This is a genomic window from Salinicola sp. MIT1003 (genome assembly GCF_001858555.1).
Lineage (GTDB): Bacteria > Pseudomonadota > Gammaproteobacteria > Pseudomonadales > Halomonadaceae > Salinicola > Salinicola salarius.
Genome location: NZ_MCAP01000015.1, coordinates 20,294 through 46,827, shown reverse-complemented (window position 1 = coordinate 46,827; position 26,534 = coordinate 20,294). Strand labels below are relative to the sequence as shown.

19 protein-coding genes are annotated in these 26,534 nt (G+C 62.4%); 17 read left to right on the top strand and 2 right to left on the bottom strand.

Translation table 11 applies throughout. From position 1 onward, the window contains the following. Positions 1-104: 104 nt before the first annotated feature. The 8 genes from BC443_RS08625 (at position 105) to BC443_RS08590 (ending at position 9,605) form a co-directional block, all read left to right on the top strand. On the top strand, positions 105-1,604 hold the full coding sequence (locus BC443_RS08625; protein ID WP_071231434.1) for a sugar ABC transporter ATP-binding protein: 1,500 nt from the start codon (positions 105-107) through the stop codon (positions 1,602-1,604). Then, positions 1,594-2,553, top strand: coding sequence for an ABC transporter permease (locus BC443_RS08620; RefSeq protein WP_083387294.1), 960 nt, complete (start codon positions 1,594-1,596; stop codon positions 2,551-2,553). Before BC443_RS08625 ends, BC443_RS08620 begins: the two co-directional genes overlap by 11 nt. A 60-nt stretch (positions 2,554-2,613) precedes the next feature. Continuing rightward, positions 2,614-3,606 (top strand): substrate-binding domain-containing protein, encoded by a 993-nt coding sequence (locus BC443_RS08615; RefSeq protein WP_071231432.1) that lies wholly within the window; start codon positions 2,614-2,616, stop codon positions 3,604-3,606. 353 nt (positions 3,607-3,959) lie between these two features. Further along, positions 3,960-5,072: an alcohol dehydrogenase catalytic domain-containing protein gene (locus BC443_RS08610; RefSeq protein ID WP_071231431.1), complete on the top strand. Its 1,113-nt coding sequence runs from the start codon at positions 3,960-3,962 to the stop codon at positions 5,070-5,072. 100 nt (positions 5,073-5,172) lie between these two features. Further along, positions 5,173-5,823: a DUF2291 domain-containing protein gene (locus tag BC443_RS08605; protein WP_071231430.1), complete on the top strand. Its 651-nt coding sequence runs from the start codon at positions 5,173-5,175 to the stop codon at positions 5,821-5,823. Beyond that, a complete protein-coding gene (locus BC443_RS08600) occupies positions 5,823-7,379 on the top strand; it encodes a sugar ABC transporter ATP-binding protein (protein ID WP_071231429.1) in 1,557 nt (518 codons plus the stop codon). Before BC443_RS08605 ends, BC443_RS08600 begins: the two co-directional genes overlap by 1 nt. A 40-nt stretch (positions 7,380-7,419) precedes the next feature. Then, positions 7,420-8,589 (top strand): ABC transporter permease, encoded by a 1,170-nt coding sequence (locus tag BC443_RS08595; RefSeq protein WP_071231428.1) that lies wholly within the window; start codon positions 7,420-7,422, stop codon positions 8,587-8,589. Between the two features lie 59 nt (positions 8,590-8,648). Then, complete coding sequence (locus BC443_RS08590) at positions 8,649-9,605, top strand: D-ribose ABC transporter substrate-binding protein (RefSeq protein ID WP_071231427.1); 957 nt, start codon at positions 8,649-8,651, stop codon at positions 9,603-9,605. 69 nt (positions 9,606-9,674) lie between these two features. On the opposite strand, the gene BC443_RS08585 is transcribed toward BC443_RS08590, so the two are convergent. Beyond that, entirely contained in the window at positions 9,675-10,478 is an 804-nt protein-coding gene (locus BC443_RS08585) for a DeoR/GlpR family DNA-binding transcription regulator (RefSeq protein ID WP_071231426.1), read from the bottom strand. A 69-nt stretch (positions 10,479-10,547) separates the two neighbouring features. Beyond that, positions 10,548-11,654, bottom strand: a complete 1,107-nt coding sequence (locus BC443_RS08580; protein ID WP_071231425.1) for an alcohol dehydrogenase catalytic domain-containing protein — start codon at positions 11,652-11,654, stop codon at positions 10,548-10,550. A gap of 290 nt (positions 11,655-11,944) precedes the next feature. Here BC443_RS08580 and BC443_RS08575 point away from each other — a divergent pair, with 290 nt between their 5' ends. From BC443_RS08575 to fdnG, 9 genes are all read left to right on the top strand, one after another. Then, positions 11,945-13,507: an FGGY-family carbohydrate kinase gene (locus BC443_RS08575; protein WP_071231424.1), complete on the top strand. Its 1,563-nt coding sequence runs from the start codon at positions 11,945-11,947 to the stop codon at positions 13,505-13,507. After that, entirely contained in the window at positions 13,504-15,273 is a 1,770-nt protein-coding gene (locus BC443_RS08570) for a glycerol-3-phosphate dehydrogenase/oxidase (protein WP_071231423.1), read from the top strand. Before BC443_RS08575 ends, BC443_RS08570 begins: the two co-directional genes overlap by 4 nt. Beyond that, positions 15,270-16,103: a hypothetical protein gene (locus tag BC443_RS08565; RefSeq protein ID WP_071231422.1), complete on the top strand. Its 834-nt coding sequence runs from the start codon at positions 15,270-15,272 to the stop codon at positions 16,101-16,103. Before BC443_RS08570 ends, BC443_RS08565 begins: the two co-directional genes overlap by 4 nt. 204 nt (positions 16,104-16,307) lie before the next feature. After that, positions 16,308-17,528, top strand: a complete 1,221-nt coding sequence (gene metK, locus BC443_RS08560) for a methionine adenosyltransferase (RefSeq protein WP_071231421.1) — start codon at positions 16,308-16,310, stop codon at positions 17,526-17,528. Positions 17,529-17,765: 237 nt separating this feature from the next. Continuing rightward, positions 17,766-19,013 (top strand): sodium:proton antiporter, encoded by a 1,248-nt coding sequence (locus BC443_RS08555; protein WP_071231420.1) that lies wholly within the window; start codon positions 17,766-17,768, stop codon positions 19,011-19,013. Positions 19,014-19,138: 125 nt separating this feature from the next. After that, positions 19,139-20,461: a TAXI family TRAP transporter solute-binding subunit gene (locus tag BC443_RS08550; protein WP_083387293.1), complete on the top strand. Its 1,323-nt coding sequence runs from the start codon at positions 19,139-19,141 to the stop codon at positions 20,459-20,461. A 43-nt stretch (positions 20,462-20,504) separates the two neighbouring features. Continuing rightward, a complete protein-coding gene (locus BC443_RS08545) occupies positions 20,505-20,999 on the top strand; it encodes a DUF1850 domain-containing protein (RefSeq protein WP_087720408.1) in 495 nt (164 codons plus the stop codon). 24 nt (positions 21,000-21,023) lie between these two features. After that, positions 21,024-23,213, top strand: a complete 2,190-nt coding sequence (locus tag BC443_RS08540) for a TRAP transporter permease (RefSeq protein ID WP_071231418.1) — start codon at positions 21,024-21,026, stop codon at positions 23,211-23,213. 240 nt (positions 23,214-23,453) lie between these two features. Continuing rightward, positions 23,454-26,528 carry a formate dehydrogenase-N subunit alpha gene (gene fdnG, locus BC443_RS08530; RefSeq protein WP_282097195.1) on the top strand — a complete coding sequence of 1,025 codons (3,075 nt, stop codon included), beginning with the start codon at positions 23,454-23,456 and terminating at the stop codon, positions 26,526-26,528. Positions 26,529-26,534 lie beyond the last annotated feature (6 nt).

Below are 26,534 nucleotides of genomic sequence, written 5' to 3'. Positions count from 1 at the left end.
GCCGCGTACGGAAGCGGCCGGCTGAATGTACCGGTGTCCGGTAGATGTATCGGTATCAGATGGATGTATCGGTACCAGGTAGATGTATCAGCAGGAGGGCGGCAATGGCGTATCTTAACGTCGACCACGTCAGCAAGATGTACCCTGGGGTCAAGGCGCTGGACGACATCGTGCTCGAAATCGAGATGGGCAAGGTCCACACGCTGGCGGGTGAAAATGGCGCTGGCAAGTCGACTCTGGTCAAGATGCTGACCGGTACCGAGAGACCGACTCAGGGGCGGGTCATGATCGATGATCAGGATGCCGCGCACCACGCCTCTCTCTACAAGACCATTGCGTACGTGCCCCAGGAGATCAATCTGTTCGGCAACCTGACCGTTGCCGAGAATCTGTTCATGCCCTTTTCGCGCTCCCATCATGGCGGCTTGTTGTTTCGGCGGCGAGCGCTCGAGCAGGCCGCCAGGCCTTGGATCGAGCGTTTCAAGATTGCCGCGCAGCCGGGAGACAAGGTTCGACATATCTCGATCTCCGATCAGCAGCTGTTGCAGATCGCGCGCGCCTGCACCAACGAGTCGATGAAGATCCTGATTCTCGATGAGCCGACCTCGTCGTTAACGGAAACCGAAGTCGAGCGGGTCTTTCGCGTCGTGCGCGACGTGGTGGCGTCGGGATGCGGGGTGGTGTTCATCTCGCACAAGTTCGACGAGATGTTCTCCATCAGCGACACCATCAGCGTGCTGCGCAACGGGCGCAAGATCGACACGCAGCCAGCATCCAAACTGGACCATCGCCAGCTAGTCGAGCTGATGTCCGGTCAGGAGGTCAAGACCGATGCCCGCCTGCAGCCGGAAGGAGGCAGCGGAGAGGTCATCCTTCAGGCCGAAGGATTGAGTGGCAAAGGATTCGAGGATGTCTCCTTCTCGCTGCGCCGAGGCGAAATCCTGGGGTTCGCCGGGTTGGTCGGCGCCGGCCGTTCCGAGGTGATGCAGACGCTGTTCGGTTACCTCCCGGCGCGTGCCGGAATGGTGCAGGTTCAGGGGCAGGAGTGGCGGCTGGGAGATACGCATTACTCCATCCGAAATGGGCTCTTTTATCTTTCCGAGGAGCGCAAGTATCACGGGATCTTTCCGGGGCAGAGTGTGCGTCGCAATATCGGCATGGCGCTGTTTGGCGGTACTGCGCGTGGCGGCATGATCGATGCGCGACGCGAGCGCGAGCGGGTGGCATCGATCGTGAAGGATTACGACATCAAGACGCCCACCATGAACAAGAACATCGCGTTCCTTTCGGGAGGAAACCAGCAGAAAGCCATCATCGGCCGTGCCATGGCCTGCGATCCTCGGGTATTGATCTTCGACGAGCCCACCAAGGGGATCGATATCCGCACCAAGATGGAGATCTATCGGCTGATGAAAGAACTGGCCGAGCGCGGCGTGGGGATCATCCTGGTGTCGTCGGAAATGGATGAACTCCAACGCTGCGCCAATCGCATCATCACCATGTATGAAGGACGAGTCAGTGGTGAATTTCATATCGACCAGGCCAGCGGTAACGCCCTCGTCGGCGCCATCCATGGTCATGAAGGAGACGGGCATGCTGCGTAAGGCAATGGGGTTCATGGTCAGCAATCCGCTCAGCGGCGTCGTCAGCGTGTTGGCGATCATCGTGGTCGCCGCCTCGTTACTGTCGGAGAACTTCCTCAATAGCTACAACCTGGTGATCATCGCTCGTGCGCTGGCGTTCATCGGCATCATTACCATCGCCCAGTCGATGTTGATGATCCTCGGCGAGCTGGATCTGTCGCTCGGTGCCATCGGCGGCTTCTGCGGAGTCATCGGCGGCATTCTGATGGTGAAGATGGGGCTGGATCCCTGGCTGGCATTTGCGCTGTGTCTGGTCATTGGGGCCGTGTTCGGGCTGATCAACGGCTTGCTGGTGACGCTGCTTCGCCTGCCGTCTCTGGTGCTGACGATCGGGATGGCCGGAGTCTACGGCGGTCTCAATCTGGTCATCACCAAGGGCGTCGCGATTACCGGCATACCAGCCGATATCGGATTTCTTGGCAGCGGAAAATGGCTCGGCCTGCCGATCCCTTTCTGGGTCATGCTGGTATTTCTCGCCGTGGCTTGCTTCATTACGCTGAAGACGCCATTCGGGCGTTACATGTATGCGGTGGGCAGCAACCTTTCGGCGGCCAAGATGCTCGGTATCCGCACCGACCGCGTGCGCGTGGGCGTGTTCGCCTTCGCTGGCTTTCTCGCTGCCCTTGCGGGGATGCTGATGGTCGCCCGATTGGGGTCGGCGCAACCCTCCATCGGCGACTCCTGGGTGCTGGGGCCGATCGCTGCCTCGGTCATTGGCGGGGTGCCTACCACCGGCGGGATCGGTACGCCTCTGGGTGCCATCTTCGGTGCCGCGATCATCGGCATCATCGAGAACATCATCGTATTGCTCGGCATCTCGCCTTACTGGCAGTCGATGGTCAGTGGCGCGATCGTGGTAGTAGCCATCGCGCTCGATTCCATCTCGCGGCGCTATTTCAAGCGGGATTGAAAGGGGCTACAGGTGGAAAGAATCGATTCATCGGAGCGATGACAGGCGAGGCAATTGAAAATGCAAAGAAGAAATGAGTGGTTGAGCACGAAGCGCTACCAAAAAGTGTTGCTGGGAGCGGTCGCTGGCGCCGTGGCGCTTGCAACGGTGCAGGTAGAAGCACAGACGCTAGACCAGAATTTTGACGGCAAGGATCATTACCGCTTCGTGATCGTCCCTAAAGCCGTAGCGCCTTGGTTTGATAGCGTGAACGCTGGCGCAGAACAGGCGGCGCGGATGATCGAGGCGCAGAGCGGCGCCGAGGTGGAAATCGTCTATAGCGCGCCCCAGGAGTCGCAGGTGGCTATCCAGAATCAGATACTCGAACAGGCCATCGCCACTCGGCCGGATGGCATCGCTGTCGACCCCCTGGATGCCAACGCCAATCGTGCCATTCTGCAGGAAGCACTTGATCAGGGAATCAAAGTAGTGATCTTCGACTCGCCGGCACCGGAGGGGCTCGAGGTCAGCAGCGTTGGCAACGATTTTTGCGAGCAGGCTCAGATCGCGTCGCGACGACTGGTTGAACTGTTAGGAGAAGAGGGGCAGGTCGCGATCATGATGGGAACGCCAACCGCGCCCAATCATGCTATCCGTGTGCGTTGCCACCAAGCCGTATTCTCCGAATATCCCGATATTGAGGTCGTCGCTACGGGTATCAACAATGACAGTATCGTACAGGCCCAGAACCAGGCGGCGACAATCATGCAGGCACATCCCGATCTCGATGGCTGGGTTGTCTCCGAAGCGTCCGGTCCTATTGGTATCGGTCAAGCATTGAAAGAGGGGGGCAAAGTGGGGGAGGTACAACTTGTCGGTCTCGAAAGACTACCGGAAATGTTGCAGCTCGTTGAGGAAGGTGTGGCCGATTCTACTGTGGCCAATCGTCCGGAGGCGCAGGGCTACTGGACCGTTCAGGCATTATGGCAACAGGTATTGGATATCGCTGCGCCGGATTATATGGATACCGGAGTCGATCTGATTACCCGCGATAATTTGGGTGATTTTCAGTGAAATCGTAAAACTCTTTCGCTGTATCGACGGCGCGGCCAAAAGCCGCGCCGTTATTTTTTGATCGAGAAGACGCTCGTGAACGATGCTTGGTTGTTCATATGTTCGCAATTTGCTCATTTTAACCCCATTTTAATACTTTCAACGTGGCCGTTTCGCCACGAAAGATACGTAAAAACTTTGGTCGTAGCTCTTTGAATCAAGGTTTTAAAAATCAATATAAATCAATACATTATATTTTATTTGCCTAAAGTCTTAGGCCTGATTTATCGCACTTGCATTGATGTCCCTTTGTGGATTGCGCTAAAAACATATGACCGAAGTTTGAACATGTGTTTATCCACGGGAGATCTTCCATGAGCGAGTCCACCGCCACGTCCACGCAAACGGCTTCCACTGGCGATATCCCCAAGACGATGAAGGCGGTGGTCGCCTATGCGCCCGGAGACTATCGCTACGAGGAAGTGCCGGTTCCCGAGATCGATGCCAAGGAGATCCTGGTCAAGGTCGAGGGGTGCGGTATCTGCGCCGGCGATATCAAGTCCTACGATGGCGCGCCCAGCTTCTGGGGCGACGAGACGCAGCCGGCCTATATCAAGGCGCCGATGATCCCCGGTCACGAGTTCATCGGCCGGGTGGTGAAGGTCGGTGACGAGGTCGAGGGGTATGCGGTCGGCGACCGCGTGATCTCCGAGCAGATCGTGCCGTGCTGGAACTGCCGTTTCTGCGGCCGCGGCCAGTACTGGATGTGCGAAAAGCATGATCTCTACGGCTTCCAGAACAACGTCAACGGCGGCATGGCCGAGTACATGAAGTTCACCAAGGAGGCGATCAACTACCACGTCCCCGAGGAGCTGCCGCTGGAGAAGGCGATCCTGATCGAGCCTTACGCGTGTTCGCTGCATGCAGTGCAGCGCGCGAAGATCGAGCTGGGCGATGTGGTGGTGCTGTCCGGTGCCGGCACGCTGGGGCTCGGCATGGTCGGCGCGGCCAAGAAGGCGGGCGCCGAGAAACTGATCGTGCTCGATCTGTTCGACGACCGCCTGGAACTGGCGAAGAAGTTCGGTGCCGACCTGACCCTCAATCCCAAACGCGACGATGTGGTTTCGATCATCAAGGAGATGACCGAAGGCTACGGCTGCGACGTCTACATCGAGGCGACCGGGCACCCCAAGTCGGTGGAGCAGGGGCTGTCGATGATCCGCAAGCTGGGCCGCTTCGTCGAGTTCAGCGTGTTCAAGGATCTGGTCAGCGTCGACTGGAGCATCATCTCCGACCGCAAGGAGCTCGATGTGCTCGGCTCGCACCTCGGCCCTTACTGCTATCCGCTGGTCATCGAGGGCATCCGTAAAGGCGACTTCCCCACCGAAGGCGTCGTCACCCACAAGTTGCCGCTGGAGAAATACGAGGAAGGTTTCGAGCTCATGAAGAACGGTTCGAAGTCACTCAAGATCGTATTGATTCCCTGAGTGTGATTCGTGCCAGGCGACGAGCGGTTTCGTCGCCCGGCGCAGACGAGCGGCAGCAGAAGTTTCGTGGCAGAGATTTCGCAGAAGAGGGCTCGCAGTGATGAGTGCAACAGTTGCCAGTCGGCCCGCGGCGCCGAAGAAGCTGAAAGGACGTCTGGTCATCGGCGCCTGTGTGGTCGTGGTGCTGGCGGCGATGGCCTGGGATACCAAGGTCGTCGAGATTGGCACCGAGGCCGAGCTGGCCGGCGGGTTTTCCGCCGAAACCTATGGCGGAGAGCACTTTCCGGCCATTCGGGACAGCGTCGAGGCGCGTGCCGTCGAGGCCGGCGAGCTGGCGTCCGCCGTTCTCGAGGACTCGTCCGCGGCAGGGCAGAAATATGGCGTCGGCGAGAGTTTCGGGCCAGTGGTGCCGGTGACCTTCACCGGGACGTTCGGCGAGGCCCGTTCGGGCATCTATACGGTCGAGGCCGAGGGCGTACCCGACGAGATCACGATCCGCGTGCAGACCGGCCCGGCGATCAACGGCACCGATCTGCGCGATGCCACCGGGGAGATCTCGTTCGGCGAGTTCACCAACCAGATCGAATACCAGAACGCGGGCGCGTCGATCAACGAGGCGATGAAGGCGGCGGTGCTGGCGGACATCGACACGGCCAGCCTGAGCGGCAAGACCGTCAGCGTGACCGGGGTGTTCAAACTGATCAATCCGAAGAACTGGCTGATCACGCCGGTCAGCATGGAGGTGCAGTGATGGCTTCCGCTTCGATCCGACCGTCGGCCGCTAGCGAGCCGGGCGAGGACGTCGTGCTCTCGGCGCGCGATGTCGCCAAGTCCTTCGGCAGCGTCCATGCGCTCAAGACCGTCAATTTCGACGTCTACCGCGGCCAGGTGACCACGCTGTTCGGCGAGAACGGCGCCGGCAAGTCGACGCTGATGAAGATCCTTTCCGGCGTGATCCAGCCCACGTCTGGCGAGATCCTGCTGGAGGGCGAGCCGGTACGCTTCGCCTCGACCACCGATGCCCAGCGGCTGGGCATCTCGATCATCCACCAGGAACTCAGCCTGGCGCCCAATCTCAGCGTTCGCGACAACATCTTCATGGGCCGCGAGCTGAAAGGGCCGATGGGCATCGACTATGCCGAAGAGGCGCGTCAGACCCGCGCCCTGATGGAGGAGCTCGACGAACCGATCGACCCGCTGACGCCGGTGGAGGATCTCCGCCTGGGGCAGCAGCAGATCGTCGAGATCGCCCGCGCGCTGTCGGTGAACTCGCGCATCCTGATCATGGACGAACCGACCTCGGCGCTGTCGGCGACCGAAGTCGAGGTCCTGTTTCGGGTCATTCGCGATCTCAAGAGTCGCGGTGTGTCGATCGTCTATATCTCCCACCATCTGGAAGAGGCGCTGCTCATCACCGATCACGCGGTGGTGCTGCGGGACGGCGTAATGACCGCCTACGCCAGGCGCGCGGATATCGACCTCGAATGGATCGTGCGCAACATGGTCGGCGAGAACTTCGATCTCGGCTCGCCTCCCACCGGCCACGCCATGGGCGAGGTGGCGCTGTCGCTGGAGGATGTCAGCGTCGCCGATACCGCAGTGCCGGAGCGCTCGGTGGTCGATCATCTGTCGCTGGAGGTTCGCGCCGGCGAGATCGTCTGTATCTACGGCCTGATGGGGGCCGGGCGCACCGAACTGCTCGAGTGCGTGGCCGGTCGCGTGCCGCTGAGCGGTGGGCGGGTGGTGCTGGAAGGCGAGGACGTCTCGCACCTGAGCATCGCCGAGCGCATCGCCAAGGGCCTGGTGCTGGTGCCGGAAGACCGGCAGCGCGATGGCCTGGTCCAGACCATGTCGGTGGGCGAGAACCTGTCGCTGGCCAGCATCAAGGCGTTCACCCGCTGGCTGCTGACCTCGGGCAATCGCGAACGCGGCGTGGTCGACGAGTCGATCGCCAACGTCCATATCAAGACCGACGGGGCCAGGGCCGAGATCGGTTCGCTCTCCGGCGGCAACCAGCAGAAGGTGGTGATCGGCAAGATGCTGGCGACCCATCCACGCGTGGTGGTGCTGGACGAGCCTAGCCGCGGCATCGATATCGGCGCCAAGGCCGAGGTATTCAAGCTGCTGGCGGAAGGCGCGTCGAAGCAAGGCCTCGCGGTGATCTTCTCCACCTCCGAAGTCGGCGAATGCCTGAGTATCGCTCACCGCATCGTGGTGATGAGCCGCGGGCGGATCGCGGCCGAGTTCGGCGCCGACGCTTCCAAGGAACAGATCATGGCTGCCTCCGGCGAAGCCGTGGTCGCCTGACAAGAGCACGTTAGCGCCTTTCCTCGAATGGAGTTTTGACATGTCCAAACACAGCCAAGCGGCAGAGCGCCAACGCGGTGGCTTCGACCTGGGTCGATTGCTGCTGGAAGGGCGCGCCTTCTTCGCCCTGATCGCGATCATCATCATCTTTTCGGCGCTATCGCCGGTCTATTTCTCGACCAACAACTTCCTGACGATGTCGTCCCACGTGGCGATCTTCGGGCTGCTGTCGATCGGCATGCTATTGGTGATTCTGACCGGCGGCATCGACCTGTCCGTGGGCTCGACCCTGGGCCTGGCGGGAGTCGTGGCCGGCTTCCTGATGCAGGGCGTGACCTTCGACATGTTCGGCGTGACGCTCTATCCGCCGGTGTGGGTCGTGGTCATTCTCACCTGCGCGCTGGGCGCGTTCGTCGGTGCCATCAACGGCGTGCTGATCGCCTACTTCAAGGTGCCGGCCTTCGTCGCCACCCTGGGGCTGCTCTATGTCGCTCGCGGCGTGGCGCTGCTGATGACCGACGGCCTGACCTACAACAATCTCGGCGGCAGCCCGGAGCTGGGCAACACCGGCTTCGACTGGCTCGGCTTCAATCGCCTGTTCGGCGTGCCGGTGGGCGTGCTGATTCTGGCGGCGGTCGCGGTCGTCACCATTCTGGCGCTGGCGCGCACCCCGTTCGGTCGCTGGGTCTACTCGACCGGGGGCAACGCGCGGGCGGCCGAGCTCTCCGGCGTACCGGTCAAGCGAGTGCAGGTCTCGGTCTACGTGCTCTCCGGCATCTGCGCGGCGATCGCCGGGCTGGTGCTCTCTTCCCAGTTGACCTCCGCCGGCCCCACCGCCGGTACCACCTACGAACTGACCGCCATCGCTGGCGTGGTCATCGGCGGTGCCGCGTTGACCGGCGGCCGCGGCAACGTGCGCGGCACCCTGCTCGGGGCGTTCGTGATCGGGTTTTTGTCCGACGGCCTCGTCATCATTGGCGTCTCCTCCTACTGGCAGACCGTCTTCACCGGCGCGGTGATCGTGCTGGCGGTTCTGCTCAACAGCATTCAGTACAGCGGGCGCAAGAAACGCGCGACCCAGTCGTCCGAGCCCGAAACGCCTGAACCCAAGGCGCCCGCTTCGCCCACGTCTCCATCCTCGAGCGACGACGCATCCCGCGCGACGCCCGGGGCGGAAAGTAGCGCCGGCAAGCCGGCAACGCAGCATTAACCCGTACGTGTCGATCGACACGGGTTAGAAACACAACCGCAAAAGAAGGGTGATCCATCATGTTCAAGACAGGAAAACGCCTGCTGATCGCAGCCCTCGCCGTCAGTGCGCCGTTGCTCGCCGGAAGCGCCATGGCGCAGGACAAGGGGCTGATCTCGATCATCGTCAACGACACCTCCAACCCCTACTGGTTCACCGAGGGCAAGATTGCCCGCGAGACCGCCGAGGAGCTGGGGTATGAAGCCAACGTCAGCGCCCATAAAGGGGATACCAACGCCGAAAGCCGCCAGATCGACACCGCGATCACCAATCAGGCCAAGGCGATCATTCTCGATCCCGCCAACGCTGATGGCTCCGTCGGGGCGGTACGCAAGGCCGTCGAAGCCGGCATTCCGGTCTTTCTGGTCAACGCCGAAATCAACGAACAGGGGCTGGCCAAGGCGCAGCTGGTGTCCAACAATGCTCAGGGCGCGGCACTGGGTGCCCAACAGTGGGTACAGACGGTCGGCGACTCGGCCAACTATGTCGAGCTGAAGGGCGCGCCTTCCGACAACAACGCTGCGACCCGCTCCAACGGCTATGAAACCGTGCTGAGTCAGTATCCGGATCTCAACAAGGTCGGTGAAGATGTTGCCAACTGGGATCGCACCCAGGGCTTCAACAAGATGCAGAGCCTGCTGCAGGCCAACCCGGATATCCAGGGGGTGATCAGTGGCAACGACGAGATGGCGCTGGGTGCGATCGCTGCCCTCAAGGAAGCCGGCAGGCTGGACGACGTGGTGGTCGGTGGCTTCGATGGCTCGCCCGATGCGGTCGAGGCAGTCAAGTCCGGCGAACTGGCGTACACCGTGCTGCAGCCGGTAGCGATCTTCTCCAAGGCGGCCGTGCAGATGGCGGACAAGTTCATTACCACAGGGGAAACCGGTGTGCAGGGCGAGAAGCACCTGTTCGATTGCCTGCTGATCACCCCAGACAACGTCGACAAGTACACGTCGCCGTTCGTGCTCCAGCAGTAAGACGCGAAACCGTTTGTCGATTCACCGCCGCGGGCTCTGGCTCGCGGCGGTTTTTTGTTGGGCGTGGGATCAGAGCTTGAGCAGACGGTAGCAAATGCCGGCGTCGTCCAACGCCTGGCGATGCTCGTCGGCAAGCCCCGAGTCGATCAGGATCAGGTCGAACTCGCTCAGGTCGGCGAGGCGGTGGAGCGCGCTACTGCCGAACTTGGCACTGTGAATCAGCAGAATGCGCCGCTCGGCCGCGGCCATCAGGGCGCGCTTGATCTGGGTCACGGCCGGGTCCTGGACGTAGGCCGTCGTGCCAAGGATGGCCGATGCGGAAAGCACCGCAACGTTGGCGCGCAGATTGGCGAGCGTCTGCTCGCACAGCAGGCCGAAGGTGGCATTGAAGCGCGGCTGGTAGTCGCCGCCCAGGGTGATCAGCTTGATACCGGCCGCAGTCTTGAGTCGACCGATGCTCTCCAGCCCGTTGGTGATCACGGTCAGCGGCTCGCGGGCGGGCAGCAACGATGCCAGTTCGCTGGCGGTGGTGGAGTCATCCAGCATCACCGCTTCGCCGGGGGCGATCTCCTCCAGCGCCGCGTGGGCCAGCGCCTGCTTCTCCCGCTTGGCGATATGAGAGCGCAGCGCGAAGTTGCTCTCGAACACGCTCGACGAGCGGGTGGTGACGCCGCCGTGCTGCTTGTTGACCATTCCCTGTTCGGCAAGCGTGTCGAGATCGCGGTGTACCGTCATGCGGCTGACGCCGAACCGTTCGGCCAGCTCGTCGACCTGGGCCGAGCCGGCCTGAATGAGGTAGTCCAGCATCGCCTGTCGGCGCGCCGAGGCGCCCTTGATCGCAGGTTGCGGCGCCTGGGTTCCGAACGAGGTCATGGCTCTCCCGTGACGTGAGAAATGAGGGGCGTAGTCTACCGCGACGCGGCGATTCGATGGCGCTCCCCGTCAGCTCTCGCTGGCGGTGAGCACGACCTTGATCGAATCGCGCCGGGCGGCGATCTCGAAGCCGCGCTCGAACTCGGCCAGCGGAACGTGGTGCGTCACGATGCCATGAGTCGTCACCAGGCCACGGGCCAGCAGGTCGATCGCGACCGGATAGGTGTGCGGTGAAAGGTGCGAGCCGCGAATATCCAGCTCCTTGCGGTCGCCGATGGTCGACCAGTCGACGGTGGTGGGCTCCTTGAACACGCTGAATTCGACGAAGCGCCCCAGTTTGCGCAGGGCTTCCAGCCCCTGGATCACGCCGCTCGACGAGCCCGTGGCGTCGATATAGACCTCGCAGCCGTAACCACCGGTGAGCGCGCGGATCTCCTTGGCGATGTCGTCGCGGTGCGGGTTGAAGCCGTGATCGGCGCCGTAGCCGCGGGCCAGCGCCAGGCGATCGTCATGGGTATCGACCAGAATCAGCTGTCTGGGCGTCTTGAGTCTGGCGAGCTGGACCATCGCCAGACCGATCGGGCCGCCGCCAGCGATCACCACGGTATCGTCGAACTGGATGTCGGCACGATTGACGGCATGGATGCCGCAGGCCAGCGGCTCGAGGAAGGCGGCATCCTCGACGCTCAGGCGCGGATCGACCGGATGCAGCACCGCGTTGGCCGGCACGCGCAGATATTCCGCCATGCCGCCGTCGGCGACACTGCCCTGGAAGCCGAAGATGTTGTGCACCTCGCACATCCAGTAGTGGCCGCGCTGGCAGTAGAAGCACTGACGGCAGGGCAGGATCTGCTCCGGCACTACGCGCATGCCGAGTTCGACGTTGAAGTATTCGGCGGCGCCTTCACCGAGCGCGACCACTTCGCCGGCGAATTCGTGACCGACGATCATCGGTGGCTTGACCCAGGGCGGGAAGCGTTCACCGTCGCCCCAGTACATGGCGGCGCCATCGCGGCACTTCAGATCGCTCGAACAGATCCCGCAGGCCTGGATCTTGAGAATCAGTTCTCTCGGGCCGGGCCGGGGTGTCGGTACGCGCTCCAGGCGGTAGTCGCCCGGGCCGCGACAGACCACGGCCTGCATGCTTTCGGGGAGTGACGCTCGAGAATCGGACATTGGAGACTCCGGCGCTGGGTTGGTGGACTGAAGCGAATAACGAAGGAATAGTGAAGAAATAACACCAAAAAGTGACATATTGCCGTATGACTTTGGTCTCGGATAAGTTTCCTGTTCGGCGGGTAATGTTTAAGTTTTTGATTAAATTTATTTTATTTAATATCAGAAAGAGAGTTAACACTAACGTCTAACGACTTTTCGTCACAGAATAATGTTAGAAATGACCGCGAGTGGCGATCGTGCAAGCCACTACCGAATGATTCGGCGAAGGCGATAGCAGGGAGGCAGCCATGTCACGCGGTTATCTGCTGGGGCTCGATGGCGGCTCCAGTTCCACCAAGGCGGCGATCTTCGATACCGAGGGCAACGTCATGGGTGTCGGACGGGAAGCGTGCCGTCTCGAACATCCTCAGGCGCACTGGGTCGAGCGTGACATGAACGCCGCCTGGGCGAGCGCGGCAGCGGCGATACGGGGTGCCTTGGCAGCGGCCGAGCTGGGCGGAGACGAAATCCTGGCGGTCGGCGTTACCGGTCATGGCGACGGGCTCTATCCGCTCGACCGCAAGGGAGGTCCGCTTGGCCAGGCGATCACCTCACTGGATAGCCGCGCGGCGGGTATCGTGGAGCGCTGGTGTCGGGAGGGCGTTCGGGACGAAGCGCTGGCACGGATCGGTCAGACACCGTTCGCCTTCTCGCCGGTCAGCCTGCTGGCGTGGATGCAGAGTCACCAGCCGGAACGGTTCGCTGCGCTCGGCCATGTGCTGACCTGCAAGGACTGGCTGCGTTACAAGCTGACCGGCACGATAGCGACCGACTTCACCGAAGCCAGCACCGGCTATACCGATGTCGATACCCAGCGCTACAGCCGTGACGCGCTGTCGATGCTGGGGATCGATAGCGTCTTCGAGGCGCTGCCGGAGGTGCGCATGCCCGACGAGATTGCCGGGCATGTCTGCGAGGCGGCGGCCCGCGAGACCGGATTGAAGGCGGGGACTCCCGTGGCGACGGGGCTTCACGATGTCACGGCCAGCGCGGTGGGGTTGGGCAATATCGAGTCGGACACGCTGACCATCGCGGCCGGCACCTTCAGCATCAACGAAGTCTTTTCCGACGCGCCGAAGCCCGATCCGCGCTGGGCGACCCGCAACGGCTTGCGCCCGGGCCAGTGGCTCAACATGGCGATTTCACCGGCGTCGTCGAGCAATCTCGAATGGTTTCATCGCCAGTGGGGCCGGGCCGGCGATGGCGGCGCCGGGGCCTTTCTCGCCGACATGGAGTCGGCGCTGGACGAGGCATTCCGGAGCCCGTCTCGCCTGGTCTATCACCCTTTTCTTTACGGTTCGCCCTACGACGAACCTGCCAGTGCGGGGCTGTTCGGCCTGCAGGGCTGGCATGGTCGCGGTCACGTGCTGCGCGCGATTCTGGAAGGCGTGGTGTTCAATCATCGTGTCCATGTCGATGCGCTGGCGTCGACCTTCGCCATCGATCGCATCCGTATCACCGGCGGCGGCAGCCACTCGCCGCGGCTGGCCCAACTGTTCGCCGATTCGCTCGGCTTGCCGCTGGAAACCTCGCGCATCCAGGAGGCGGCGGCCTGGGGCGCGGCGATCTGCGCGGGCGTCGCGGCCGGTGCGTTCTCGTCGATCGACACCGCCACACGGCTGTGCGAGGTCGATCACCGCTACATACCGGATGCCCATCGCCAGGCCGAGTGTCAGCAAGGCTTCGAGCGTTATGAGCGATTGATCGAGTGCCTGCGTCCGCTGTGGGCGGTGCTCGATGCCGAGGCCTCGTCGGCGGGAGCGTCCGACGCCGAATCCGAATCCAGACCGATGGGGAGAGCCACCCGATGACGGAATCTCTGAATCCAGCCCCGCTGACGCGCCAGCAGACACTGGAACGCCTGCGGGGCGACCCTTCGATCTCGGTGCTGATCATCGGTGCCGGGATCAATGGCGCCGGGCTGTTTCGCGATCTGGCACTGCAGGGGGTCGATACCTTGATCGTCGACAAGCAGGATTTCTGCGCCGGGGCCAGCGCCGCGCCCTCGCGGTTGATCCATGGTGGCCTCAAGTATCTGGAGACCGGCGAGTTCCGGCTGGTGGCGCAATCGACCCGAGAGCGCAACCTGCTGTTGCGCAACGCGCCGCACGTGGTGCATCCGCTGCGTACGGCGATGCCCACGCACAGCTGGTGGGGCGGCATCTGGCCGTCGATCCAGCGCTTCTTTCGGCGTCCGGCGAAGATCGACGACCGCGGCATCCTGATCAGCGAGGTGGGGCTGACGCTCTACGACTTCTTCGGCCGTCACTTTCGCAGCATGCCGCGCCATTCGGTGATGCTGGGTCGCAAGGTGCATCGGTCGCTGCCGGATATTCGGCGCGACGTGCGGGCGCTGCACACCTATTACGACGCGGCGATCAGCCAGGCCGAGCGGCTCGGGTTCGAACTGATCGACGACGGTTGCCGAACCCATCGCGGGGCGATGGCGCTCAATCACGTCAATCTCGTCGGTGCCGATGGCGAAGCGGTCATGTTCGAGGATGAAAAGGGCGGCGCGTTCACGGTGAAGCCGCAACTCATCATCAACGCCGGTGGTGCCTGGATCGACGAGATCAACCGCCAGTTGGGGCGGGAAACGCGGCATATCGGCGGCACCAAGGGCGGACATTTGATCATCGATGTGCCGGCCATCCGGCGCCAGCTCGACGGGCGCATGATCTACTTCGGCACGCCGGACGGACGGATCTGTCTGATCTATCCGTTCATGAACCATGTGCTGGTCGGGGCGACGGACATCCGCTGCACCGAGCCGGACCAGGCCGTCTGCGACGACGACGAGCGCGATTACATGCTCGAGGCGGTGCGCTACCTGTTTCCCGGCGTCGCGATCGGGCCGGAACAGGTGCGCTATCGCTACAGCGGGGTGCGCCCGCTGCCGCGCAGCGATGCCGCCGACCCGGGCCAGATCAGCCGCGATCACGCCATCGTCGAGGATCGTATCCACGACTGGCCGGTGCTGTCGCTGGTGGGCGGCAAGTGGACCACCTTCCGTGGCTTTGCCGAGGAGGTGGCGGATGATGTGCTCGCCAGGCTCGGTCGGCGCCGCGAGATCGATACCCGGCAGTTGGCGATCGGCGGGGGGCGGGATTATCCCCGCGATGCCGCGTCGCGGGAGGCGTGGCTTTCCCGCGTGACGGCGCTCTGCGAGGGCGACCGGCAGCGGGCGATCACGCTGCTGGATCGTTACGGCACGCGGGGCGAAGCGGTGGGGCGGCACTGCGCGAGAATGAGCGCCGAGGGCGTGAATCGGCAGCGTCCGCTCGCCTCGCTTGCCGATTATCGGGTGGGGGAGATCGATTTCGTCTGTCGCTTCGAACGCGTCGAACATCTGGCCGACGTGCTGTTCCGGCGTCTGCCCATCGCGCTCTCCGGCCAGCTCGACAGCGCGGTGATCGACGAGGTTGCGACCCTGTGCGGTGCAGCGCTCGGCTGGGCCGAGACACTCCGCCGCGAGGAGATCGACGCGGTGTACGAGATCGCGACACGCCAGCATGGCGTTACGCTCACATCCGGCCAGGAAAACTCGACAATCTCGACTCAGGAGAGCACGTCATGACGACCGTCTTTTCTTCCAGTGGGTTACGTGTCGGGCGGTTGTTTCGTCGCGATACCGGCCTGAGTTGCATGGTGGCGTTCGACCGCACTTTGCTGGCGGGGCCGGTGGAACATGCGATCGACGCGCGCCGAGCCTGCGAGGCGATCGTCGCGGCCGGGCCGGAGGCGGTGCTGCTGTCGCCGGGCGTGCTCAAGTCCTGCGGCGACCTGTTCGCCGATAACCGGGCGCCCAGGGTCGTGCTGCGGATCGACTATCCGATGGTGGGCGACTTCACCCTGGCGGGCGAGGAACATCACCGCATGATCGCGACACCGGCCCAGGCGCAGGCGATGGGTGCGGACGCTGTGGTGATGTGTCTGATCTCCGGTTACGACGACCCCAGGCGAGAAGCCGACAATCTCGAAGCGGTGGCGGAGGCCGCCCGCCAGTGCGAGGCGATCGGGCTGCCGCTGATCATCGAAGCGGTGGTGTGGGGGCATCGTGAGAAAGGGCTTGAAGGCGGACGTCTCGATGGCGAGCGGATTGCGCGAGTCGCGAGAATCGCCGTCGAGCTGGGGGCGGATCTGATCAAGGCGCAGTTCACCGGCGAGGCCGAGGACATGCGCGCGCTGGCCGACAGCTGCCCGGTTCCGGTGCTGGTGCTGGGCGGGGCGGCAATGAACGACGACGAGGCCCTGGCAAGCTTCACCCGCAATGCGTTGGACAACGGCGCGCGGGGCGTGATCTTCGGGCGCAATGCCTGGCAGCGGGAGAACGCCACGGCGGGTATCGAGCGGCTGATCGATATCGTGCACGGTATACAGCGCGTCCATACGAAAAGCGTCCGATAGCGCCGATCAATCGGCGGCTTAGGTGGCAAAGAATAGGCAGCTAGCTATTCTGTGTGTAGACTTTTATGTCCTGCCCCGGCGCCTTGGGGACAGTAGTGTCGTGCGTCGTTTTCATCCGTCCTTCCGACCGGCGGCGCTGCGTATTTTGTCAGGCGGATCGTGACCGCGAGCCGCAACCAGTGAACGAAGGGATCTCCGTACGCCATGAGCGAATACTCTCTGTTTACCTCCGAATCCGTGTCCGAAGGTCATCCGGACAAGATTGCCGATCAGATTTCCGATGCTGTCCTCGACGCCATCATCGCCCGGGACAAGCAGGCTCGCGTGGCCTGCGAGACGCTGGTGAAGACTGGTGTCGCCATCGTCGCCGGCGAGATCTCCACCACCGCCTGGGTCGATCTGGAAGATCTGGTGCGCAAGGTGATCATGGATATCGGCTATACCTCCTCGGAAGTCGGCTTCGATGGCGAGACCTGCGGCGTGATCAATCTGATCGGCAAGCAGAGTGTCGATATCGCCCAGGGCGTCGATCGCAGCAAGCCTGAAGATCAGGGCGCGGGCGATCAGGGCCTGATGTTCGGTTATGCCACCAACGAGACCGAATCGTTCATGCCGGCGCCGATCCACTACTCGCATCGTCTCGTCGAGCGTCAGGCGGAGCTGCGCAAGAACGGCACGCTCTCCTGGCTGCGTCCCGACGCCAAGAGCCAGATCACCTTCACTTATGATGAAAACGGCAAGCCCAACGGCGTCGATGCCGTGGTGCTGTCGACCCAGCACGATCCGGACATCTCCCAGGATGACCTGCGCAAGGCGGTGGAGGATCTGATCATCCGCGACGTGCTGCCGGCGGAGTGGATTCACGACAAGACCCAGTTCCACATCAACCCGACCGGCAAGTTCGTGATCGGTGGCCCGGTGGGCGATTGCGGCCTGACCGGACGCAAGATCATCGTCGATACCTACGGCGGCATGGCGCGCCACGGTGGCGGGGCGTTCTCCGGCAAGGATCCGTCCAAGGTCGACCGCAGTGCCGCCTATGCCGGGCGTTACGTGGCCAAGAACATCGTCGCGGCCGGCCTCGCCGACAAGTGCGAGATCCAGGTTTCCTACGCCATTGGCGTCGCCGAGCCGACTTCGGTCTCGATCAATACCTTCGGCACCGCCAAGGTCAGCGAGGCCAAGATCATCGAGCTGGTGCGCGAGCACTTCGATCTTCGCCCCCATGCCATTACCCGCATGCTCGACCTGCTCCATCCGATGTATCAGCTGACGGCCTCCTACGGCCACTTCGGACGCGAGCCGTTCGAACACAGCTACACCTGGACCGACGTCAACGGCGAAACCCAGACCGAAACCTTCACCGCGTTCCCGTGGGAAAAGACGGACAAGGCCGAGACGCTGAAGGCCGCTGCCGGCCTGTGATCGTGGAGGCATCGACTCGATCGATGCGCTAGGCCGGTCGAAAGCCCCGCCTGGTCAGTAATGCAAAGCGGACCCGCCATCACGGGTCCGCTTTTTTGGTTGCTCGCTTTTCCAACGAATTGCCGGCGGGATAAACCCGCATCATAGCTGCCATCGTCATGAGCCACTATCGTTACGGTATGGGCTAGGACGCCTATCGATCATTCGCCTTGGCTGGCGGCGACAGGGAAGGACTCCATGCTGGAAATCGCAGCAGTCTTCATCACCATCACTGCGCTGTTCGCGTGGTTCAACTACCGATTCATCAAGCTGCCGGCGACGATCGGCGTGATGTTCATCTCGCTGATGGCTTCGTTGCTGTTGATTGCGTTGAGTCACGTCGGGTTCGATGCGATTACCGATTGGGCCGAAGCCTGGCTGGGGCAGATAAACTTCAATGCGCTGCTGATGGACGGCATGCTGTCGTTCCTGCTGTTTGCCGGCGCGCTGCACGTCGATTTCCATAAACTGAAGCGCTATCGCTATTCGATCAGCTTTCTTGCCACCATCGGCGTGGTGATTTCGACCGTGGCGATCGGCAGTGCGGCCTGGTGGCTCTTCGCTACCTTCCATATGGCGGTGCCCTATCTCTACTGCCTGGTCTTCGGGGCGTTGATCTCGCCGACGGACCCGATTGCCGTGCTCGGCATCATGCGCAGCGCCGGCGCACCCGAGGACATGGAGATCAAGATCGTCGGTGAATCCCTGTTCAACGACGGCGTCGCGGTGGTGGTCTTCACCATGATGCTGGGGGCGGCGACCGCGACCGAAGCGCTGACGGTCACGCATTCCGCGATGCTGTTTCTGGAAGAGGCCGGCGGCGGCATTCTGCTCGGGCTGGTGATGGGTTACATCGCCTACCGGATGATGAAGAGCATCGACCAGTATCAGATCGAGGTGCTGGTCAGCCTGGCGCTGGTGCTGGGCGGCTATACGCTGGCGACGCATCTGCACGTCTCGGGGCCGATCTCGATGGTCATCGCCGGGCTGTTCATCGGCAACCGCGGCCGCGAGCACGCCATGTCGGATACCACGCGCCGCTATGTCGATGGCTTCTGGGAGCTGATCGACGAGATTCTCAACGCGGTGCTGTTCGTGCTGATCGGTCTCGAGCTGCTGCTGATCCCCTTCGAGTGGTCGTATCTGATCGTTGCCGCGCCGATCATCGGCGTGATTCTGGTGACTCGGCTGATCACCATCGGCCTGCCCATGATGATGCTGAAGCACTGGATCCACTATCGTCCCGGGACCACGCGTGTGCTCACCTGGGGCGGGCTGCGGGGCGGAATTTCGGTAGCGCTGGCGCTGGGTCTGCCCGAGAGCGACTACCGCAATACCATCGTGATGGTGACCTATCTCATCGTGCTGTTCTCGATACTGGTACAAGGTCTGACCATTGGGGGTGTGGTTCAGCGAGTCTTATCGCAAGAGGCTGACAAGTCTTAGACTTTGGTCGTACATGACGGTTCGGGCATGGTATCGCCGCCGGGCGTTCCTTACTCTTGGGGCCAGCATGTTGTGTATTTTCTTCGGCCGGACAGGCCGATGACATTCAAATGACGGGGTGAAACATGAAGTTACGCACAGGAATGCTGGTCGCCGCGCTGGGACTCTCCAGCGCACTGCTGGTCGGTTGCGGCGATGACGGTGATGACCAGGCGAAGGAGGGTGATCAGAAACAGCCGTCGTCTCAGGAATCATCGACCTCTCAGTACGGTGGCGGAACGCCGGATTCTGATGGTTCCGAGTCGACCAACGACAACGACCAGTCTTCCCAGTCGGGCGGGGATGATAGCCAGCAGGCTTCGGCCGGCGGTGGCGAGCCGGTCAATCTGATCTTCGGCACCGGCGGTACCGGCGGCAGCTATTATCCGATCGGCGGCGCGCTCAAGAGCGTGTTCGAAGAGAGCGATCTGGTCGATGGTGTACAGGTCGTTTCCACCGGCGCTTCCGTGCAGAACATCAACAACATCACCGATGGTCTGAACCAGGTCGCCATCGTGATGAGCGACGTGGCCTATGATGCGGTCAAGGGTCAGAACCAGTTCGAGGGTCAGCCCGCTGATATCGAAACCATCGCCGGTATGTATCCCAACGTGGTGCAGGTCGTCGCGACGGCCGATAGCGATATCCAGAGCATCGCCGATCTGAAAGGCAAGCGCGTCGGCGTCGGCAAGGTCGGCTCCGGGGTCGAGCAGAGCGCGGCCAAGGTGCTGGAATCCGCCGGTCTGAGCTACGACGACCTGGCCCAGGTCAGCCATACCGGTTATGCCGACAGCGTGACCGAGATGGGCAACGGCAATCTCGATGCCGCGTTCTTCACTTCCGGCGTGCCCAATTCCAGCATCACCGGGCTGATGCAGAGCACCGACGTGACCTTCGTGCCGGTCAGTGGCGACGTTGCTTCCACGCTGCTGGAAAAGTATCCGTACTACGAGAATTACGAGATTCCGGCCGGCGCACCGGAGCGCTATGACCTGGGCGACGCCGTGAATACCGTGGCGATCCGCAATATCATGATCGTGCCGTCCTCCATGCGTGACGATGTCGCCGAGGATCTGGCCAAGCGCTTCCACGACTATCTGGAATCCGGCAATGTCTCTGTCGGCGCGCTCAAGCAGTTCGATCCCTCCACCATGGATAAGAACCTGGTCGTTCCGGTCCATCCGGGGGCGCAGGCCTACTACGACACGCTCGCTTCCAGAAGCGGCGGCGACAAAGCCGACATCAGCGAGGCCACAGCTTCCCAGACAGCCAACGAACAGGCGGCGACCACCGCCGCGGACGGTGCCGAGGCCAGCCAGGAAAAGCAGACCAGCGCCGAAACGCCGGAAGATAATGTCGAAGCTACTGGGGATACCGGTACTAGCGGCAGTAGCGAATCCCAGCACTAATCCTTCCCTTGCAAGTGGAAGGCTTCGTATCTAGCAAGTCATGATGCGTAAAATCTGGCTGAGTATCGCAGCGGTGGTGATCCTGGTGATCGCCACCGCTGCGTATCCGCTACCGTGGCTGGTCATTCGTGACGGGCCGCAGTGGCGGTTTGCTTTTCCGGGGTGGGAGGGGACGACCTTCACTCTGCGCTGGATGCACTCGGTCGAGAAGGAGGACTGGGAAGAGTGGTTCGCAGTTACCGAGGGCGATGTCATCGAAATCACCGGAACGCGATTCAAGACCTTCGGTGCCGGTGTGCCATCCCGTGCCGGCAACGAAACCCATCTCGAGGATGGCTGGGTGGTGATGACCGGGATCGATCGCGTGGTCGATCCGCTGGCGGTACAGGCGGCGGTGGAAGAACACTACCGCCTGATATTTGCCGGCCATGTCATTCCCCTGTCGCGTGGCGACCCACCGCCGATTTTGACCTTTTCCATACTCAGGGTGCCCTTGTGGCAAGTGTTGCCGGCACTGGTGCGCCCCTGGTTGTCATAGATTCCTGCGTGGCGAGGAAGACATATGTCCGAACAGAAGAACACGATCTCCACCGACGGCCCGGAAGATCCGTCGGTCAAGGAGGCGCTGGAGAAATTCGATCGCGAGAGCCTGGTACGGGACAGGCTGCCGCGCGCGGTGGTCCAGTTCGTCATGGCGGTATCGGTGCTGCTGGCGCTGTTTCACCTTTACACCTCGTTTTCGGGGCCACTGGTCGATGTCGCGCAGCGCAGCATCCACCTCTATACCCTGCTGGGCCTGGCCTTCATTCTCTATCCGCTGACCCGCAAAGGCGCACGGGATCGCGTGCCGTGGGGTGATGCCATCGTGGCGTTGATCGCCTTCGGGATCGGCGTCTACATGCTGATGGTGTCGGACCGGGTCATCGCCTCGGCAGGGCGCATCAACAATGTCGACATGGTCGTCGGCCTCGTGGCGATTCTGCTGGTACTCGATGCGACCCGACGCGTCACCGGCTGGGGTCTGACCATCCTGGCGACGCTGTTCCTGATTTATGGCTTCTACGCCAAGCTCTCTTTCTACCCGCAGTTGAACGAGGCGATCGTGCTCGCCACCTGCAAGCAGATCGTCTCGCACCTGGTCTATATCACCGAGGGGCTGCTGGGGACGGCGATCGGGGTGTCGGCGAGTTACATCATCCTGTTCATCCTGTTCGGCGCCTTTCTCGGCAAGTCCGGACTGGGACAACTGTTCAATGATCTGGCGCTGGCGATCGCCGGGCATACCCGCGGTGGACCGGCCAAGGTCGCGGTCATCGCCAGCGGTTTCCTGGGTTCGATCAATGGCTCGGCCATTGCCAACGTGGTGACGACAGGCGCCTTCACTATTCCGCTGATGAAGAAGACCGGCTACAAGCCGAACTTTGCCGGTGCGGTGGAAGCGGCCGCCAGCGTCGGCGGACAGATCCTGCCTCCGATCATGGGGGCGGCGGCGTTCATCATGGCCGAGGTGCTGGCCGTTCCTTATACCCAGGTCATTCTGGCCGGCATCATCCCGGCACTGCTGTTCTATCTCGGGGTGCTGTTCCAGGTGCATCTGCGCGCCATGCGCAACGGGCTGGAAGGCATTCCTCGTTCCCAGTTGACCCCGCTCAAGGAGGTCATGCTCAAGCGAGGCCACCTGCTAATACCGATGGCCGTGCTGCTGTGGTTGCTGTTCGAGGGGCGGGCGCCGTTCTTCGCGGCGTTCTGGTCGATTGCGGCGACGGTTCTGATCTGCGGCACGCGCCGCGTCACCATCGGGCTCAGCCTGGTCCTGGCGCTGTTGATCTTCGAACCGCAGCTGCGCGCGTTGCTTGGCGGCCATGCGATGCCCAACTTCCCGGCCAGCCGCTGGATGCTGTTCGTGATCATTGCGATCCCGGTAGCGGTCAACGCGATGCGTGCCAGGCTGGGCATGGTGGCGGAGAAGATGGATGTCGCCGATTGTCGCGATGCCATGCACGACGGGGTGCGTAACGCGATTCCCGTGGCGGTGGCATGTGGCGCGGTGGGCATCATCGTGGGGATCGCCACGTTGACCGGTATCGCGCTGGAGGCAGCGGACGCGGTGGTGACGCTGGGCCAGCAGATACCGATTCCGATGATTCAGCTGCTGGTCACGCTGTTCTTGACCATGATCGCGTCAATCGTGCTCGGCATGGGGTTGCCCAGCATTCCGACCTATATCATCACCAGCACCATGGCCGCGCCGATTCTGCTCAACCTGCCGATGTTCCGCGAGCTGGCCGGCAGCAACGAGACGGCGATCTTCGTGGCGCACATGTTCGTGTTCTACTTCGGGCTGTTCGCCAACCTGACGCCGCCGGTGGCCCTGGCCGCCTACGCCGGTGCCGGCATCAGCGGCGGGTCGCCCAACGCGACCGGCTTCCAGGCGATGAAACTGGCGATCGCCGGCTTCGTGGTGCCGTACATGTTCGTGTTCGCGCACAGCATGCTGATGATCGACGCGACGCTATGGAACACGCTGTGGGTCATCGTGACCGGCGTGGTCGGCGTGCTGCTGCTGGCCGTCGCGGTCGAGGGCTATCTGCGGCGACCACTCAATCCGTTCTGGCGGATACTGGCGGCGATCGGCGCATTGGCGTTGATCTTCCCGGGGATGATCAGCGACATCGTCGGCGCGGTCATTACGGTCGTGCTGTTCCTGCTGGCCAAGGCGAAATCGGAGACCACGCCGGCCCGCACGGCATAGCGTCCCGAGCCTCGGACCTTGATGACGCCCGCTCTCCTTGCGAGGAGAGCGGGCGTTTTTCGTTCGGGGCCACGAGTCGGGGTCGCGACATCGGGTGGCATCGTCGCCGTCACGTTCGGGTATGGTCATGAGCGACGATTTGTCTAGAGTTCACGGCAGCATCCGTCGCCGATGTTTGATATAAGATAATCAAGGCACCCGTCGGTAGAGGTGCCGGTTAATGACCGATGAGGATGATACATGTCGATCAATGTCACTCGGCGCCAGTTTTTCAAACTGGGCGGGGCGGGATTGGCGAGCTCGAGCCTGGCGATGATGGGGTTTGCCCCTGAACCTGCCGAAGCCTCGATTCGCCAGTTCAAGCTGACCCATGCCAAAGAGACGCGCAATACCTGCACCTACTGCTCGGTGGGTTGCGGTATTCTGATTTACAGCAAGGGCGATGGTGCCAAGAACGTCGAACAGAACGTCTTCCATATCGAAGGCGATCCGGACCACCCGGTCTCGCGAGGTTCGCTCTGCCCGAAAGGCGCCGGCCTGCTCGACTTCGTTCACAGCAAGGGACGTCTCGAATATCCGCAGGTGCGTGAAGCGGGCACCAGCGAATGGAAGCGGATCGGCTGGGATGAAGCGCTGACCCGCATCGCCCGGCACATGAAGGACGATCGCGACGCCAACTTCGTCCAGCGCACGGCGCACGGCGAGACGGTCAACCACTGGACGACGACCGGCTTCCTGGCGGCCTCCGGTTCTTCCAACGAAGCCGGCTACATCACCCACAAGGTGGTGCGCAATCTCGGCATGGTGGCGTTCGACAACCAGGCGCGCGTCTGACACGGACCGACGGTGGCAGGTCTTGCCCCTTCATTCGGTCGCGGTGCCATGACCAATCACTGGGTCGACATCCGCAATGCCAATCTGATTCTCTCGATGGGCGGCAACTCTGCCGAAGCACACCCCGTGGGCTTCCGCTGGGTCACCGAGGCCATCGAGCACAACAAGGCCGAGTTGATCACGATCGACCCGCGCTTTACCCGTACCGGCGCCGTGGCGCAGGACAAGGCGTTCATCCGCACCGGCACCGATATCGCGTTTCTCGGTGGTCTGATCAGCTATCTGATCGAGACCGACCAGATTCAGCACGAGTACGTGTTGAACTACACCGACGCGGCATTGATCGTGCGCGAGGACTACGGTTTCGAGGACGGCCTGTTCTCGGGCTACGACGAGTCGACGCGCAGCTACGACAAGCAGTCGTGGATGTACGAGATGGGCGACGACGGTTTCGTTCGTCGCGACGAGACGTTGCAGGACCCGCGCTGCGTCTACCAGCTGCTGCGTGAACACTACGCGCGTTACACTCCGGTCATGGTCTCTAGCATCACCGGTATCGCGGTCGAGAATATCCAGCGCATCTGGAAGAAGATCGCGGCGATGGCGGTCCCCGACAAGACTATGACCATCCTCTACGCGTTGGGATGGACGCAGCACTCGATCGGCTCCCAGATCATCCGTACGGCCGCGATGGTGCAGCTGTTGCTGGGCAACATGGGCATGCCGGGTGGTGGCGTCAACGCGTTGCGCGGGCACTCCAACATTCAGGGGCTGACCGATCTGGGGCTACTGTCTCAGTTGCTGCCGGGCTACATGACGCTGGCCAACGCCAAGGAGCAGGACTACCGCGCCTACATCGACAAGCGCACCAAGCAGCCCACCGTCGAAGGTCAGGTTTCCTATTGGAAGAACTACGAGAAATTCCACGTCAGCCTGATGAAGACGTGGTACGGCGATGCCGCCAATGAAGGCAACAACTGGTGCTTCGACTGGCTGCCCAAGCTCGAGCGGCCGCTCTACGACATTCTCGATACGTTCGAGCGCATGTCCAAGGGCGAACTCAACGGCTACTTCTGCCAGGGGTTCAACCCGTTGGCGTCGTTCCCCAACCGGGCCAAGGTGACCAAGGCGCTCTCTTCGCTGAAGTATCTGGTGGTGATGGACCCGCTCAACACCGAGACCAGCGAATTCTGGAAGAATTACGGCGAGTACAACGATGTCGATTCCAGCCAGATCGACACCGAGGTGTTCCGCCTGCCGACCTGTTGCTTCGCCGAGGACGAGGGGTCGATCGTCAACAGCGCCCGCTGGCTGCAGTGGCACTGGTCTGCGGCACCGCCGCCGGGAGACGCGCGACCGGATACCCGCATCATGGGCGAGCTGTTCCTCAAGCTGAAGCAGCTCTATCAGGAGGAGGGCGGCGTCTTCCCGGACCCGATCCTCAACCTGACCTGGGATTACCGGATTCCGGCCGATCCGAAGGCGGACGAACTGGCTCGCGAGTTCAACGGCCGTGCGCTGGAGGATCTTACCGACGAGCAGGGCAACGTGACCCGGCGCGCCGGTGAGCAGCTGGCCGGATTCGCCGAGCTGACCGCCGACGGCCGCACCGCGTCCGGCTGCTGGATATTCACCGGCTGCTGGACCGAAGCCGGCAACCAGATGGCGCGGCGCGACAACTCGGACCCTTACGGCACCGGCAATACGCTGGGCTGGGCCTGGGCCTGGCCGATGAACCGGCGAATCCTCTACAACCGAGCCAGCGCGGACGTCCAAGGGCGGCCCTGGGGCCCTGACAAGGCGTTCGTCTGGTGGGATAGCGAACAAGGTGCCTGGGTGGGAGCGGACGTACCGGACTTTCCGACCAATTCGCCGCCGTCGCAGGGCCAGATGCCGTTCATCATGCAGCCGGAGGGCGTCGGGCATCTATTCGCCGGGCAGAGCATGGTCGACGGCCCGTTCCCCGAGCACTACGAGCCGTTCGAGTCTCCGGTGCCCGAGAACCTGCTGCATCCGGGCAAGAAGAAGGCGCGCAACAATCCGGCCGCGCGCATCTTCGAGGAGGATCGCGAGGCGCTGGGCAAGCCCGAGGAGTTTCCGCACGCGGCGACGACCTATCGTCTCACCGAGCACTTCCACTTCTGGACCAAGCATGCCGAGCTCAATGCCATTGTGCAGCCGCAGCAGTTCGTCGAGATCGGCGAGGCGCTGGCTGACGAGATCGGCATTGCGGCGGGCGACTGGGTGAAGGTCTCCTCCAAGCGGGGCTTCATCAAGGCCGTGGCGGTGGTGACCAAGCGTCTGCGTCCGATGATGATCGGCGACAGGCAGGTTCACCATGTGGGGATTCCGCTGCACTGGGGATTCACCGGGGTGGCCAAGAAGGGCTATCTGGTCAATGCCCTGACGCCGTTCGTTGGCGATGCCAACACCCAGACACCGGAATACAAGTCGTTCACCGTCCGCGTCGAGAAGGCTTGAGGAGCG

Coding starts and splice junctions, on each gene's coding strand:
- metK (WP_071231421.1), top strand. CDS start 16,308: ATGAGCGAATACTCTCTGTTTACCTCCGAATCCGTGTCCGAAGGTCAT.
- BC443_RS08615 (WP_071231432.1), top strand. CDS start 2,614: ATGCAAAGAAGAAATGAGTGGTTGAGCACGAAGCGCTACCAAAAAGTG.
- BC443_RS08600 (WP_071231429.1), top strand. CDS start 5,823: ATGGCTTCCGCTTCGATCCGACCGTCGGCCGCTAGCGAGCCGGGCGAG.
- BC443_RS08545 (WP_087720408.1), top strand. CDS start 20,505: ATGCGTAAAATCTGGCTGAGTATCGCAGCGGTGGTGATCCTGGTGATC.
- BC443_RS08610 (WP_071231431.1), top strand. CDS start 3,960: ATGAGCGAGTCCACCGCCACGTCCACGCAAACGGCTTCCACTGGCGAT.
- BC443_RS08550 (WP_083387293.1), top strand. CDS start 19,139: ATGAAGTTACGCACAGGAATGCTGGTCGCCGCGCTGGGACTCTCCAGC.
- BC443_RS08570 (WP_071231423.1), top strand. CDS start 13,504: ATGACGGAATCTCTGAATCCAGCCCCGCTGACGCGCCAGCAGACACTG.
- BC443_RS08595 (WP_071231428.1), top strand. CDS start 7,420: ATGTCCAAACACAGCCAAGCGGCAGAGCGCCAACGCGGTGGCTTCGAC.
- BC443_RS08555 (WP_071231420.1), top strand. CDS start 17,766: ATGCTGGAAATCGCAGCAGTCTTCATCACCATCACTGCGCTGTTCGCG.
- BC443_RS08565 (WP_071231422.1), top strand. CDS start 15,270: ATGACGACCGTCTTTTCTTCCAGTGGGTTACGTGTCGGGCGGTTGTTT.
- BC443_RS08540 (WP_071231418.1), top strand. CDS start 21,024: ATGTCCGAACAGAAGAACACGATCTCCACCGACGGCCCGGAAGATCCG.
- BC443_RS08580 (WP_071231425.1), bottom strand. CDS start 11,654: ATGTCCGATTCTCGAGCGTCACTCCCCGAAAGCATGCAGGCCGTGGTC.
- BC443_RS08620 (WP_083387294.1), top strand. CDS start 1,594: ATGCTGCGTAAGGCAATGGGGTTCATGGTCAGCAATCCGCTCAGCGGC.
- BC443_RS08605 (WP_071231430.1), top strand. CDS start 5,173: ATGAGTGCAACAGTTGCCAGTCGGCCCGCGGCGCCGAAGAAGCTGAAA.
- BC443_RS08625 (WP_071231434.1), top strand. CDS start 105: ATGGCGTATCTTAACGTCGACCACGTCAGCAAGATGTACCCTGGGGTC.
- BC443_RS08585 (WP_071231426.1), bottom strand. CDS start 10,478: ATGACCTCGTTCGGAACCCAGGCGCCGCAACCTGCGATCAAGGGCGCC.
- BC443_RS08590 (WP_071231427.1), top strand. CDS start 8,649: ATGTTCAAGACAGGAAAACGCCTGCTGATCGCAGCCCTCGCCGTCAGT.
- BC443_RS08575 (WP_071231424.1), top strand. CDS start 11,945: ATGTCACGCGGTTATCTGCTGGGGCTCGATGGCGGCTCCAGTTCCACC.